This window comes from Rhodanobacter sp. 7MK24 (assembly GCF_014842995.1).
GTDB lineage: Bacteria > Pseudomonadota > Gammaproteobacteria > Xanthomonadales > Rhodanobacteraceae > Rhodanobacter_A.
Window position 1 is genome coordinate 637,902 of the sequence record NZ_JACYXL010000001.1, and the last position, 12,403, is coordinate 650,304.

The 12,403-nt window shown below is 67.3% G+C and carries 11 protein-coding genes; 8 read left to right on the forward strand and 3 right to left on the reverse strand.

What is annotated here, in order from left to right; translation table 11 throughout:
• Positions 1-7: 7 nt before the first annotated feature.
• Positions 8-1,108 (reverse strand): glycoside hydrolase family 18 protein, encoded by a 1,101-nt coding sequence (locus tag IHE49_RS02930; RefSeq protein WP_225578116.1) that lies wholly within the window; start codon positions 1,106-1,108, stop codon positions 8-10.
• 100 nt (positions 1,109-1,208) lie between these two features.
• Here IHE49_RS02930 and IHE49_RS02935 point away from each other — a divergent pair, with 100 nt between their 5' ends.
• On the forward strand, positions 1,209-1,382 hold the full coding sequence (locus IHE49_RS02935) for an oxidoreductase-like domain-containing protein (protein ID WP_343227527.1): 174 nt from the start codon (positions 1,209-1,211) through the stop codon (positions 1,380-1,382).
• A gap of 101 nt (positions 1,383-1,483) precedes the next feature.
• Positions 1,484-2,464 (forward strand): LLM class flavin-dependent oxidoreductase, encoded by a 981-nt coding sequence (locus IHE49_RS02940; RefSeq protein WP_192154739.1) that lies wholly within the window; start codon positions 1,484-1,486, stop codon positions 2,462-2,464.
• Positions 2,465-2,989: 525 nt separating this feature from the next.
• Here the strand turns inward: IHE49_RS02940 and IHE49_RS02945 are convergent.
• Both IHE49_RS02945 and IHE49_RS02950 read right to left on the reverse strand, forming a co-directional pair.
• Positions 2,990-3,442, reverse strand: a complete 453-nt coding sequence (locus tag IHE49_RS02945) for an FKBP-type peptidyl-prolyl cis-trans isomerase (RefSeq protein WP_192154741.1) — start codon at positions 3,440-3,442, stop codon at positions 2,990-2,992.
• Positions 3,443-3,491: 49 nt separating this feature from the next.
• Positions 3,492-4,229 (reverse strand): glutathione S-transferase family protein, encoded by a 738-nt coding sequence (locus tag IHE49_RS02950; RefSeq protein WP_192154743.1) that lies wholly within the window; start codon positions 4,227-4,229, stop codon positions 3,492-3,494.
• 187 nt (positions 4,230-4,416) lie between these two features.
• Here IHE49_RS02950 and IHE49_RS02955 point away from each other — a divergent pair, with 187 nt between their 5' ends.
• From IHE49_RS02955 to IHE49_RS02980, 6 genes are all read left to right on the forward strand, one after another.
• A complete protein-coding gene (locus tag IHE49_RS02955) occupies positions 4,417-6,414 on the forward strand; it encodes an oligopeptide transporter, OPT family (protein WP_192154745.1) in 1,998 nt (665 codons plus the stop codon).
• A gap of 75 nt (positions 6,415-6,489) precedes the next feature.
• Positions 6,490-9,117 carry a bifunctional lysylphosphatidylglycerol flippase/synthetase MprF gene (mprF, locus tag IHE49_RS02960; RefSeq protein ID WP_343227528.1) on the forward strand — a complete coding sequence of 876 codons (2,628 nt, stop codon included), beginning with the start codon at positions 6,490-6,492 and terminating at the stop codon, positions 9,115-9,117.
• The gene (locus IHE49_RS02965) at positions 9,114-9,941 is read left to right on the forward strand and encodes an AcvB/VirJ family lysyl-phosphatidylglycerol hydrolase (RefSeq protein WP_192154747.1); all 828 of its coding nucleotides are present in this window, start codon (positions 9,114-9,116) and stop codon (positions 9,939-9,941) included. Before mprF ends, IHE49_RS02965 begins: the two co-directional genes overlap by 4 nt.
• 54 nt (positions 9,942-9,995) lie before the next feature.
• On the forward strand, positions 9,996-10,337 hold the full coding sequence (locus IHE49_RS02970) for a carboxymuconolactone decarboxylase family protein (RefSeq protein ID WP_192154749.1): 342 nt from the start codon (positions 9,996-9,998) through the stop codon (positions 10,335-10,337).
• Between the two features lie 52 nt (positions 10,338-10,389).
• Complete coding sequence (locus IHE49_RS02975; RefSeq protein ID WP_192154751.1) at positions 10,390-11,460, forward strand: methyltransferase; 1,071 nt, start codon at positions 10,390-10,392, stop codon at positions 11,458-11,460.
• Positions 11,457-12,155, forward strand: a complete 699-nt coding sequence (locus tag IHE49_RS02980) for a 16S rRNA pseudouridine(516) synthase (RefSeq protein WP_192154752.1) — start codon at positions 11,457-11,459, stop codon at positions 12,153-12,155. Before IHE49_RS02975 ends, IHE49_RS02980 begins: the two co-directional genes overlap by 4 nt.
• Positions 12,156-12,403 lie beyond the last annotated feature (248 nt).

Below are 12,403 nucleotides of genomic sequence, written 5' to 3' on the forward strand. Positions count from 1 at the left end.
GAGATGTTTATTGCAGGCCTTGCCACACCGCATGCAGCAATTCGTCGGTGGGATCGCTGCTCTGTTCCCAGTACATCAGCCCGCCGAGGTGCTGCGCCTTCACGTACGCGCCCTTCGCAGCGATGGATTGCGGATCGTCGTAGGTGATGAAGCGATGCGTCTGCTCATTCCACAGATACGGCGCCTCGGCCTTCGCGTCCCAGTAGCGCACGTAGCCGTTGTGGTTGATGAAGTCGGCCTTGAGTTCCGGCCAGTCGTGGCCGCCCTGGTAGTGGCCGTATTTCTGGAACATGCCGTGATGGGCGGGATCGACATCGGCAAACTCGCGGCCGTAGAACGCTACGCCCGGCACCAGCTTGGCGGCCGGTACGCCGGCGGCGAGGAACTGCCGCACCGCGCGCGACAGCGTGCGCGCATCGGCGGGCGCGAGTTCCGACGCGTGCAGGCCGGTGTGGTTGCAGGTGGTCGGCGTCATCACGTTGCAGAAGTCGTAGGTCATCATGTTGAACCAGTCCAGCGACGGCGCGACGGCGGCGAGGTCGATGCCGTCCACGAACGGGCCGTCGGCGGCGGCGATGGTCAACAGGTAGTGCTTGCCGTGGCCGGCTTTGTCCAGCGCGGCGCGCAGCGCCTTCATCAGCGCGGTGAAATGTTCGCGGTCCTGCGGGTTGGAGGCGATGCCGGATTCGTGGTGGCCGGGGTATTCCCAGTCCACGTCGAGGCCGTCGGCATGCGTGTCCACGAGCAGCGCGGCGGCGCTGTCGGCGAAACGCTGGCGGCTTTCCGCGGTCATCGCGGCCTCGGAGAAACCGCCCACGCTCCAGCCGCCCACCGACACCATTACGGTGAGGTTCGGGTGTGCGGCCTTCAGCGCGATGCGTTGCTGCAGCAGGGCGAGGGCTGCGGGATTGAGCGTCACACGGCCATCGGCCGGGTGCGCGAACGCGAAGATCAGGGTGTCGATGCGGTCCACGTCGGCCGCGGGAATCGGATGGTGCGCGGTGTCGTAGGCCACCACGCGATAGTGTTCGGGGCCGGCGTGTGCGATCAGTGGGCAGGCGAACATCGCCAGCAGAGAGAGCAAGGGGAGGCGAAAGCGCGATGGCATCGTGGGAGTTCCGCAACGGGGGAACTCCGATCATCGCAGCGCTTCGGCGGCACGGCCAGTGCGAATTACACTGCGCTCCGGATTTGCCCGAGTGCCACGCGTGAGCCCAACCGACAGCCCCGACGACCCGCGTCCCCAGCCGCCGCCCGAACCCGATCCCGGCGAGTGCTGCGGCAACGGCTGCGACCCTTGCATCTACGACTTGTACAACGATCAACTGACGTACTACCGCACCGCACTGGCGGCGTGGCTGGCGCGGCATCCCGACGCGTGAGCTTTGCAGCCCTCCCTTGAAGGGGAGGGTGCACGACCGCCGCATTGGCAAGCGCGCTTGCCGCCCCCAGATCGGCAGCCATCGTGCCCTTGGATGCCGCCATGATTCCGTTTTCCGTACTCGACCTTGCGCCGATCACCGTGGGCAGCGATGCCACGCAGGCGTTCCGCAACACGCTGAACCTGGCGCAGCTCACCGAGCGGCTGGGCTACACGCGCTACTGGCTGGCCGAGCACCACAACATGCCGGGTATCGCCAGCGCGGCGACGGCGGTGCTGATCGGCCATGTGGCCGCCGGTACCTCGACCATCCGCGTCGGCGCGGGCGGCATCATGCTGCCGAACCATGCGCCGCTGCAGGTGGCCGAGGCGTTCGGCACGCTGGCCGCGCTGCATCCGGGGCGGATCGACCTCGGTCTCGGACGCGCGCCTGGCACCGACCAGGCCACCGCACGGGCGCTGCGCCGCTATTACGAAAGCGCCGACGAATTTCCGCAGGACGTGGTGGAGCTGCTCGGCTATTTCGAGCCCGCCACGTCGGGGCAGACGGTGCGCGCCGTGCCCGGTGCGGGCAGCGAGGTGCCGGTATGGATACTCGGCTCCAGCCTGTTCGGCGCGCGGCTGGCCGCGCAGCTCGGCCTGCCGTATGCGTTCGCCTCGCACTTCGCGCCCGACGCGATGGACGAGGCGCTGGCGTTGTACCGAGGCGACTTCAAGCCTTCGGCGCAGCTGGCGCAGCCTTACGCCATGCTGGGCATCAACGTGGTGGCGGCTGGCAGCGATGCCGAGGCGCGGCGTCTGTTCACCACGCAGCAGCAGAGCTTCATCAATCTGCGCCGCGGCCAGCCTGGATTGATTCCACCGCCGATCGACGACATCGAGTCGTATTGGACGTCGACGGAAAAGTTGATGGTGGAGCGGGCGCTGGCGTGTGCGGTGGTGGGGGACGCTTCAACCGTGAAGCAGGGGCTTGCGGAGTTCATTGCGCGGCACAAGCCGGATGAGCTGATGATCACCAGCAATGTGTTTGATCATGGGTTGCGGCGGCGGTCGTATGAGGTGGTGGCCGCTGCGCGCGGGTAGCTCGCTTGGTGCGTCCAAGTTGTGACTCCCCTCGCCCGCTTGCGGGAGAGGGGTTGGGGGAGAGGGTGCTTTTGCTTTAGCTGTGTTATCGCAAGCGACAAAGCGGTTTCGTGCGCCTGTCGGCGCCCGAGTTACTTTTCTCTTGCGTGGCCAAGAGAAAAGTAACCAAAAGAGAAGGCTACCCCGCGGTGGCGCTCTCCGGGCATCCTGCCCTCCGAGTCCGTGAGGCGTGGCCGGGCTTTTCGGCCGGGCTCCTGCCCGGTCGAAAAGGCATCGCCATCCCTGGCGATGCCCGCTGCGCGGCCTGATCGTCCACGCCTCACCGCCGCCGAGGGCCCCCGGGTAGAGCAGCGCGCTCCCAGCGCGCAGAAGCAACAGCCGAAGCAACGGCAGAAGCAACGGCAGAAGCAACAGCAGAAGCAACAGCAGAAGCAACAGCGGAGGCTGTGCGTCGCGAGATTTGGGCTGCTGCGCTTGTCTCCCTCCCCTGCTTGCAGGGGAGGGTTGGGGTGGGGTGCCTTGTGCTTACTGCGTCACGCCCACCAGCTTCACGTCGAACACCAGCGAGGTGTTGGGCGGGATCACGTCGCTGGCGCCGCGGGCGCCATAGCCGAGTTCGGCGGGGATCAGCAGGGTGCGTTCGCCGCCCACGTGCATGCCGGTCACGCCCTGGTCCCAGCCCTTGATGACCTGGCCCTGGCCCAGCGGGAAGGAGAACGCCTGGTCGCCGTGGTCGTCGGTGCTGTCGAACTTGCTGCCGTGCTTGTCCTTGGCGCGGTCGTCGTACAGCCAGCCGGTGTAGAGCACCTGCACCGTCATGCCCGGTTTCGCCTCGGGGCCGGTGCCCACCTTGGTATCCACTTCGGTGAGCTTGTCCACCTGGCCGTGGCCGGCCGGTTCGGGTGACGGCGGGATGCGGTTGCAGGCGGCGAGGGCGACGGTGGAGACGGCGGCGAGCAGGGTGAGGCGATGGCGCATAGTGGGTATCCGCGATGACGATTCGCCATCATCGCAGATCGCCCGTGCTTCAGGCCGCCAACGCCTGCTGCCATGCGTGTGCCGGGTAGTAGAACCGCATCATGCGTGCCACGTAGGCGACCAGGTTCGGATGGCGTTCGGCGGCCGCGCGCAACGGCGTGTCGAAGAACGGGGTGAGGATGGCGGCGAGCACGGCGAAGCCGATGGCGTCCACGGCATGGGGCCGGTCGCCGAACAGGTAGTCGTGCTCGCCGAGCAGCACGGCCAGCGCGTCGATGGAGCGCGTGCCCAGTTCCGCGATCTGTTCGCGCGAGTGGCGGCCGAGGCCGTGGGCGTGCAGTTCGTTCTGCTTGGCGGCCTGCAGGTTGTCGCGCAGTTGCTGGCGCATTTCCTCGGGCGCACGGTCGACGAAATGCGCCGGGCCCTTGGCAAAATTCTCGGCGTCGACCCAGCGGAACCACACCATCGCCCAGTACAGGTGGTCCTCCAGCAGGCGCTCGACGGCCCATGCCTCGGCGCGCTGGCGCGCATCGAGGCCGGCATCCAGGTCCAGCGCGTATTTGCGCTCCAGGTGGGCGCGGATGAAGCTGGAGTCGCAGACGATCTCACCCGCGTCGTCGATGTAGGGCAGCTTGCCCTTGGGCGCTTCCGGCGGGATGGCGAACACCTTGCGGTAGGGCAGGCCGGCCATCTGCAACTGCACTTCGGTCTTGGTGACGAAGGGGCTGGGGTCGGGCAGGCCGAAGGCGGGGGCGCAACCGTACAGGGTGATCTGGGACGTACTCATCGCTGGGCTCCTCGTGTGGATGCAGCGCAGCCTGCCGGGGGGCTGCTGACAGCCTGTTGTCAGCAGTCGCCGTCGCGCCGGCGTCGCCGCGACCGGGCCCTACGGCGGTCGGAGGCCGGCCGCAAGATGGGCAGGGAGGGCCAATCCACGCTATCTTGCGCGGCAGCATCCACCGGGGAGTCCCATCGTGAAGCCATCCGCACCCAGCGCATCCTCGCGCGCTGAACTGACCCTGCGTGGCCTGGTCATCGGCATCGTCATCACGGTGGTGTTCACCGCGGCCAACGTGTTCTTCGGTCTCAAGGCCGGCCTGACCTTCGCCACCTCGATCCCGGCGGCGGTGATCTCGATGGCGATCCTGCGGGCGATGAAGAACTCCACGATCCAGGAGAACAACATCGTGCAGACGGTGGCCTCGGCCGCCGGCACGCTGTCCTCGATCATCTTCGTGCTGCCGGGCATGATCATGATCGGCTGGTGGGCCGACTTCCCGTTCTGGACCTCGTTCGCCATCTGCGCGCTGGGCGGCATCCTGGGCGTGATGTATTCCATCCCGCTGCGTCGCGCGCTGGTGACCGATACCGATCTGCCGTATCCGGAAGGCCTGGCCTGCGCCGAAGTGCTCAAGGTGGGCACTGGCGACGACGCGGATGCCGGCAGCGCGGAAGAGAGCCGCGCAGGCCTGCTCGCCGTGCTGTGGGGCTCTATCGTCTCGGCCGTGTTCGCCGTGGTGGTCGCCACGCAGGTGTTCGCGTCGGATTTCGTGCGCAATTTCCGCGTGAACGACAAGGGTGCGGTCAGCGGTTTCGATTTCAATCTTTCCTTCGCGCTGTTTGCCATTGGCCATCTGGTGGGCCTGTCGGTGGGTATCGCGATGCTCATCGGCGCCGTCATCGGCTGGGGCTGGGGCGTGCCGCATTACTCGGTGCTGGGCGACATGAGCCAGTCCGTGGCAGACCTCGCCAACGGCACCTGGAGCCACAAGGTGCGTTTCGTCGGTGCCGGCGCCATCGGCGTATCGGCCATCTGGACCCTGGCCAAGCTGGTGAAGCCGGTGATCACCGGCCTGACTTCGGCGATGGCGGCTTCGCGCGTGCGCAAGGCCGGCAACGCCGATTCGCTGCCGCGCACCGAGCGCGACATCCCGATCGGCATCGTGGGCCTGATCACGCTGGCGTGTTTCGTGCCGATCGCCTGGCTGCTCGGCTACTTCGGTTCGATCAGCGGCCTGGGCGACCAGGTCGCCGTGCTCGCCATCGGCGGTGTGGCCTTCGTGGTGCTGATGGGCTTCTTCGTTTCCACCGTGTGCGGCTACATGGCCGGACTGATCGGTTCGTCCAACAGCCCGCTGTCGGGCGTGGGCATTCTCGTGGTGATCGCCGCCGCGCTGCTGCTGGTGGCGTTCGTGAAGCCGCATGTCAGTCCGGAAGAAGGCAAGGCACTCGTGGCGTTCGCGCTGTTCATCACCTCGGTGGTGTTCACGGTGGCGGCCATCGCCAACAACAATCTGCAGGATCTCAAGACCGGTCAGCTCGTCGATGCCACGCCGTGGCGCCAGCAGGTGGCGCTGGTCATTGGCGTGATCGCCGGCGCGGCGGTGATTCCGCCGGTGTTGAACCTGCTGAACAAGGCCTACGGCTTCGTGGGCGTGGCCGGCGTCGGCGCGCATGCGTTGCCGGCCCCGCAGGCGGGCCTGATTTCCGCGCTGGCGCAGGGCGTGATCACCAACAACATCGACTGGAGCCTGATCATCACGGGCATCGGGATCGGCGTCGGCATCATCGTGATCGACGAAATCCTTGCGCGCACGACCCGGAACATGCGCGTGCCGCCGCTGGCGGTGGGCCTGGGCATCTACCTGCCGACCGTCAGCACCTTGATGGTGGTGGTGGGTTCGGTGGTGGGCTGGCTCTTCGATCGCCGCGCGGATCGTCGTTCGAAGAAGCCGGAGGCCACCAAGCAGCTCGGCGTCCTGCTTGCTTCGGGCCTGATCGTGGGCGAGAGCGTGATGGGCGTGGTCATCGCGTTCATCGTCGGCTTCTCCGGCAAGGCCGCGCCGCTGGCGCTGGTGGGCGAGAGTTTCGGTGACGCGGCGCAGTGGATCGGCGGCATCGCGTTCGTGGTCCTGGTGGCGGTGATGTACCGCTGGATCGCGCGCATGGGCCAGGGCACGTCCGCGCGCTGACCGCGGCGACGCTGTTCACCGCCTGCAACACGGCGTGCCTTAAAATCGGGTGTCCCCAGGGAAAACGAGCGTCGCGTGGAGCAGCAGGAAAAAGTCGAGCAGGTGCCGCGCGCGGATGATGCCTTGAACCCGATCAGCCCGCGGGTGGCGGTGCTGCGCCGCGTGGCCGGGCCGTTGATGTCGGTAGGCCTGCTGGTGCTGGCGCTATGGGGACTGCGCCAGTTCGCACGCCACGTCACCTACCAGGAAATCCGCGAGTACGTCGCCAGCGTGTCGCGTACGCGGCTGCTGCTGGCGATCGTGCTGACCATGCTGGGTTTCGGCGTGATGTCGCTGTACGACCGCTTCGGCCTCAAGTCGATCGGCCGGTCGATGCCGTGGCAGCGGGTCACCCTGATCTCCTTCATCAGCTATGCCTTCAGCAATGCGGTGGGCATGTCGTTCCTGGTGTCGGGTTCGATCCGCTACCGCTTCTACCTGCAGAACGGCCTTTCCACCGCCGAGATCGCCAAGCTGGTGCTGTATTGCACGCTGAGCTTCTGGTTGGGCCTGCTGGCGTTGACCGGCGTGACCCTGCTGGTGGAGCCGCTGCCCGCGCTGGTGCAGATCGGCGAGTGGCAGATCCACATGAGCCGCTGGCGGATCCCGCTGGCCGTCGCGCTTGCCGCGGTACCGCTGGCATGGATCTTCGGCGGCTTCATCCGCAAGCCGATCAAACTGTGGCGCTGGCGCGTGCTGCTGCCGCGGCCGCTGTCGGCCTTGCGCCAGGTATTGGTGGGTGCGCTGGACTGGTGGCTGGCGGCGGCGGTGATGTACGTGCTGATGCCGGACAGCCTGCACGCCAGCTTCGGGCATTTCCTGGCGATCTTCGTGATCGCGCAGATCGCGGGCCTGATCAGCCACGTGCCGGGCGGCCTCGGCGTGTTCGAGACGATGATGCTGGCCTGCTTCCATGTCACCAACGACAAGCACCTGGCCGCACCCATTCTCGGCGCGCTGGTGATGTTCCGCGTCGTCTACTACCTGATGCCGTTGTGCGCGGCGACCATGCTGGTGCTGCAGCGCGAGGCGCGCGGTCTTCGGCGGCAGTCGCTGTGGTCGCCGTGGTTCACCGGTCTGCTGCCTTCGTTCTTCGCCGGGCTGACCCTGGTGTCGGGCGCGGTGTTGCTGTTCTCCGGTGCCACGCGGGCGTTGCCGGAGCGCATGGAAGTCCTGCGCGACGTGCTGCCGCTGTCGGTGCTGGAGGTTTCGCACTTCATGGCCAGCGTGATCGGCATGCTGCTGCTGATCCTCGCGCGCGGCCTGCAGCGGCGGCTGGACGTGGCCTACTGGGCGACCCTGGTGCTGCTGGTGGTGGGCGCGGTGTTCTCGCTGCTCAAGGGCATCGACTACGAGGAAGCCTCACTGCTGGCCCTGCTGGCGATGGCGTTGGGGCCGGCGCACCGTCTGTTCTACCGGCGCGCGTCCCTGCTCAGTGCCAGCTTCTCGGTGGGCTGGATCGTGGCGATCCTCGCGGTGTTCGGCTGCGCGACCTGGCTGGTGATGTTCAGCTACAAGCACGTGGAGTACAGCAACAGCCTGTGGTGGGAATTCAGCTTTCACCAGGGTGCATCGCGCGCACTGCGTGCGCTGGTGGGTGCGGCGGCGGCGGGCCTGCTGTTCGCGCTGGCGACGCTCATCAAGCCGCAACGCCTGCGCCGCGATCCGCCCAGCGAGGCGGAGCTGGAGCGCGCGCTGCCGCTGATCCGCAACTTCCATTCCGCCCAGGCGCACCTGGCGTTGATGGGCGACAAGCACCTGCTGTTCGATGCCGACGGCAAGGCCTTCCTGATGTACGACACCGGTGGGCGCAGCTGGGTGACCATGGGCGATCCGGTGGGTGAGGACGAGGATGCGCGGCGCGAGCTGGTGTGGAGTTTCATGGAGCAATGCGAGCGCGCGGGCGGCTGGCCGGTGTTCTACCAGGTCAGCCCGGCCGACCTGGACATGTATCTCGAAGTGGGCATGAACCTGCTGAAGATCGGCGAGGAAGCGCGCGTGCGGCTGGAGGACTTCAACCTCGACGGCAAGTCGAAGAAGACCCTGCGCGGCACGGTCAACAAGCTCAGCCGCGACGGCCTGCGGCTGGAGATCGTGCCGGCGGACGCGGTGGCGCCGCTGCTGCCGCGGCTGAAGCAGATTTCCGACGCCTGGCTGGGCGACAAGAACGCACGCGAAAAGCGCTTCTCGCTGGGTTCGTTCGATCCGCGCTATCTGGTGCGCACGCCGATGGCGCTGATATGGCAGGGCGAAACCTTGCTGGCCTTCGCCAACCTGTTCCTCACCGAGACGCGCGAGGAGGCCTCGCTGGACCTGATGCGCTTCGTGCCCGAAGGCCCGTCCGGCATCATGGATTTCCTGTTCATCGAACTGATGCAGTGGGCGAAGCAGCACGGCTACCGCTGGTTCAACCTCGGCATGGCGCCGCTGGCCGGTCTCACCAGCCGTCGCCAGGCGCCGTTGTGGAACCGTTTCGGCGCGCTGGTGTTCGGGCGTGGCGAACGCTTCTACAATTTCCAGGGCCTGCAGCGCTACAAGGACAAGTTCGACCCCGAGTGGGAGCCGCGCTACATGGCCGTGCCCGGCGGCATCGCGCTGCCGGTGATTCTTACCAACGTGGCCAGCCTCATTTCCGGCGGCATCACCGGGGTCGTGCGTCGATGAGCAAGTCCCAAAGTGGCAGCAAGAGAGGCAAGTGGATCATGTGGTCAGGCGTGGGTGCGTGTGTGCTGGGACTGGCGCTGCTGGTGTGGACACCGTTCTCCAAGCCCAGCCTGGAGGATTCCACCATCGTGCTCACGCCGGCGGCCGGCGTGCAGGCGCCGGCGGGCAAGGGCGATGTGCTCACCATCCTGTATTCCGGCGACGGCGGCTGGGCCGATCTCGACAAGCAGCTCGGCGGCGCTTTCGTGGCGGATGGCATCCCGGTGCTGGGCATCAACGGGTTCAAGTATTTCTGGCGCAACCGCGATCCGGACCAGGCTGCCGCCGAGCTCGACGCGCTGATGACCAAGTACCTGACCCAGTGGCACAAGCGCCGCGTGTGGCTGGTGGGCTTCTCCTTCGGCGCCGACGTGCTGCCCACCCTCATCGACAAGCTCAGTCCGGCCAATCGCGCGCGCATCACCCAGTTGGTGCTGCTCTCGCCCAGCCACGACACCAGCTTCGAGATCCAGTTCGAGGGCTACATGATCACGCAGGGGCGCTTCAAGGCCTTCGTGAAGACCGTGCTGGAGAAATTCAACAAGGTGGAGCACTACGATGCGCTGCCGCCGCTGGTCGCGCTCAAGGACCAGTTCCCGGTGGTCTGCTACTACGGCAGGGACGAGGCCGACGACGCCCTGTGCACCGACCCCGGCCTGCCCGCCTGGGTGACGGTGCACGCCAAGAACGGCGACCACCATTTCGAGGGTGGCTACCAGCCGCTGGCGGCACAGATGGTCGAGGAAATGCCGGCGCAGGCGGCGGGTACCAGCACGGGTCATTAACGCTTCCTCGGCGACACTGTCGCCCGTTCCATGGCTCGGGAGAGGAGGCACGTCATGCTTGATTGGCTCGCATACCGCAAAGAACTGCTGGGGCGCATCGGCGAGATCGGCAAACTGAGCCCCGGCACGCTCGCCGGCTACCAGACCTTGTCCAGGGCGGGCGCCGAAACCGGCCATCTGGACGCCAAGACGCGCGAACTGATCTCGCTGGCGGTGGCCGTCACCACCCGTTGCGACGGCTGCATCACCGTGCATACCGGCGAGGCGCTGAAGCACGGCGCTTCGCGCGAGGAGATCGCCGAAGCATTGGGTGTAGCCGTGGCGATGAACGCCGGCGCCGCGCTGGTGTACTCGGCACGCGTGATGGATGCGGTGAGTCAGCACGGCGCTGCCTGAGAGTCGCGCTCACCGCCTACAATACGCAGCGACTCCCCGATCCGGATCTGCTGTGAGTGCTGGCGGTTTTTCCGCGGCCGCGCCCGAAGCGGCGCTGGCCGCCCTGTGCGTGCCCTTCGACACCGGCGTGCTGCGGTTGCCGACCGATGGCCAAGCGCTGTTCCTGCGCGCCCGTGCGGGCGTGCAACTGCGCGAACTGGCGCAGCCCGGCTGGCTGTGCGAACAGAGCTTCCTGCCGTTTGCCGACGAACTGGCGCGTTGCGGCCTGCGCGTGGGCGAGCCGGCCGAGGGCGAAACCTTCCCGCTCGTGCTGCTGCTGCCGCCGCGCCAGCGCGACGAGGCGCGCGCCCTGTTCGCCCATGCGCTGGACCATCTCGCGCCTGGCGGGACGCTGGTGGCCAGCATGGCCAAGGCCGAAGGCGCGAAGTCCGGCGAGGCGGACCTGGCCAAGCTCGTGGGCGCGGTGGGCAATCTGTCCAAGCATCATTGCCGTGTGTTCTGGAGCACGCCGGAGCCGCAGGCCGTCGACCGACTCCTGCAGGACGAATGGCGCGCGCTGGACGCGCCGCGCGAAACCGCCGACGGCTGGTGGAGCCGCCCCGGCCTGTTCGCATGGGATCGCGTGGATCGCGCTTCCGCCTTGCTCGCCGCGCATTTCCCCGGCGACCTGCACGGCCGCGTGGCCGACCTCGGCGCGGGCTACGGTTACCTCGCCACGCAGCTGATCGCGCGTTGCCCGCGCATCACCGCACTGGACTTGTACGAAGCGGAAGCGCGGGCGCTGGAACCCGCCCGCCGCAACGTGGCAAACGCGTTGCGCATGGTCGGTCGCGAGCTGCCGGTGAGCGTGCACGGGCACGACGTCACGCGCGGCCTGCCGCGCCGCTACGACGCCATCGTCAGCAATCCGCCGTTCCATCTCGGCCGCGCCGACCTGCCGGAACTCGGCCGCGCCTTCATCACCAGCGCCGCCGACGCGCTGGTGGAGTCGGGGCGCCTGCTGATCGTGGCGAACCGCCACCTGCCTTACGAGGCCTTGCTCGCCGCACGCTTCGCCGATGTGCGGCAGCTCGCGCTGCAGGACGGCTTCAAGGTGATCGAGGCGAGGAGCCTGCGCGCATGAAACTGGTCAAGCTGATCGCCAATCTCGGTTACGGCAGCCGCAAGGACGTGGCGTGGATGTTCCGCGAGGGCCGCATCACCGACGCCGCTGGCGAGGTGCTGTACGCCGACGACAAGGTGGAGCACGCGCAGATCCACATCGACGGCGAGCCGCTCGATCCGCCGCCAGGCCTGGTGCTGATGATGCACAAGCCGCTGGGCGTCACCTGCTCGCGCAAGGATCCCGGCCGGGTGGTCTACGACCTGTTGCCGCCGCGTTACCGTATTCGCGAGCCCACGCTCTCCACCGTGGGCCGCCTCGACCGCGATACCTCGGGCCTGCTGCTGTTCACCGACGACGGCGCGCTGCTGCATCGGATCATCTCGCCCAAGGCCGAGGTGACCAAGGTCTACGAAGCCACGTTGGCGCAGGATCTGCGCGGTAACGAAGCGGCGCTGTTCGCCAGCGGCACATTGCTGCTGGAATCCGAAACCACGCCGCTCGCGCCTGCCAGGCTGGAAACGCTCAGCCCGCGCCACGCCCGTCTTACCGTCACCGAAGGTCGCTACCATCAGGTGCGCCGCATGTTCGCCGCCACCGGCAACCATGTCGAAACCCTCCAGCGCGTGGCCGTCGGAGCGCTCGCGTTGGGTGAACTGGCTCCGGGCGGGTGGCGCGCGCTTGATGCGGATGACGTTGCATGCATCTTTGCGTAGCAGGGACTCCGGACAGGCAAGCGAAGGCCTCTCGGGTGCGAATTCGCATCCTGGAGGAGAGGCGGTTCATCGACCTTCGCCGCGAGTGAGGCTCTGTCGGAGAAGGGGAGGGGGAAAGTGCGCCTGGGTTGCCCCGAACAACCTGCCTGCAGTCCGTCACGGTTGCGCAAGCAGGAGGCGCCTGCAGCGGCGAAACGGGCCTTCCAGGGTCGCTGTGTTCAACCGTTTGACGGTGCTGCATGATTCGC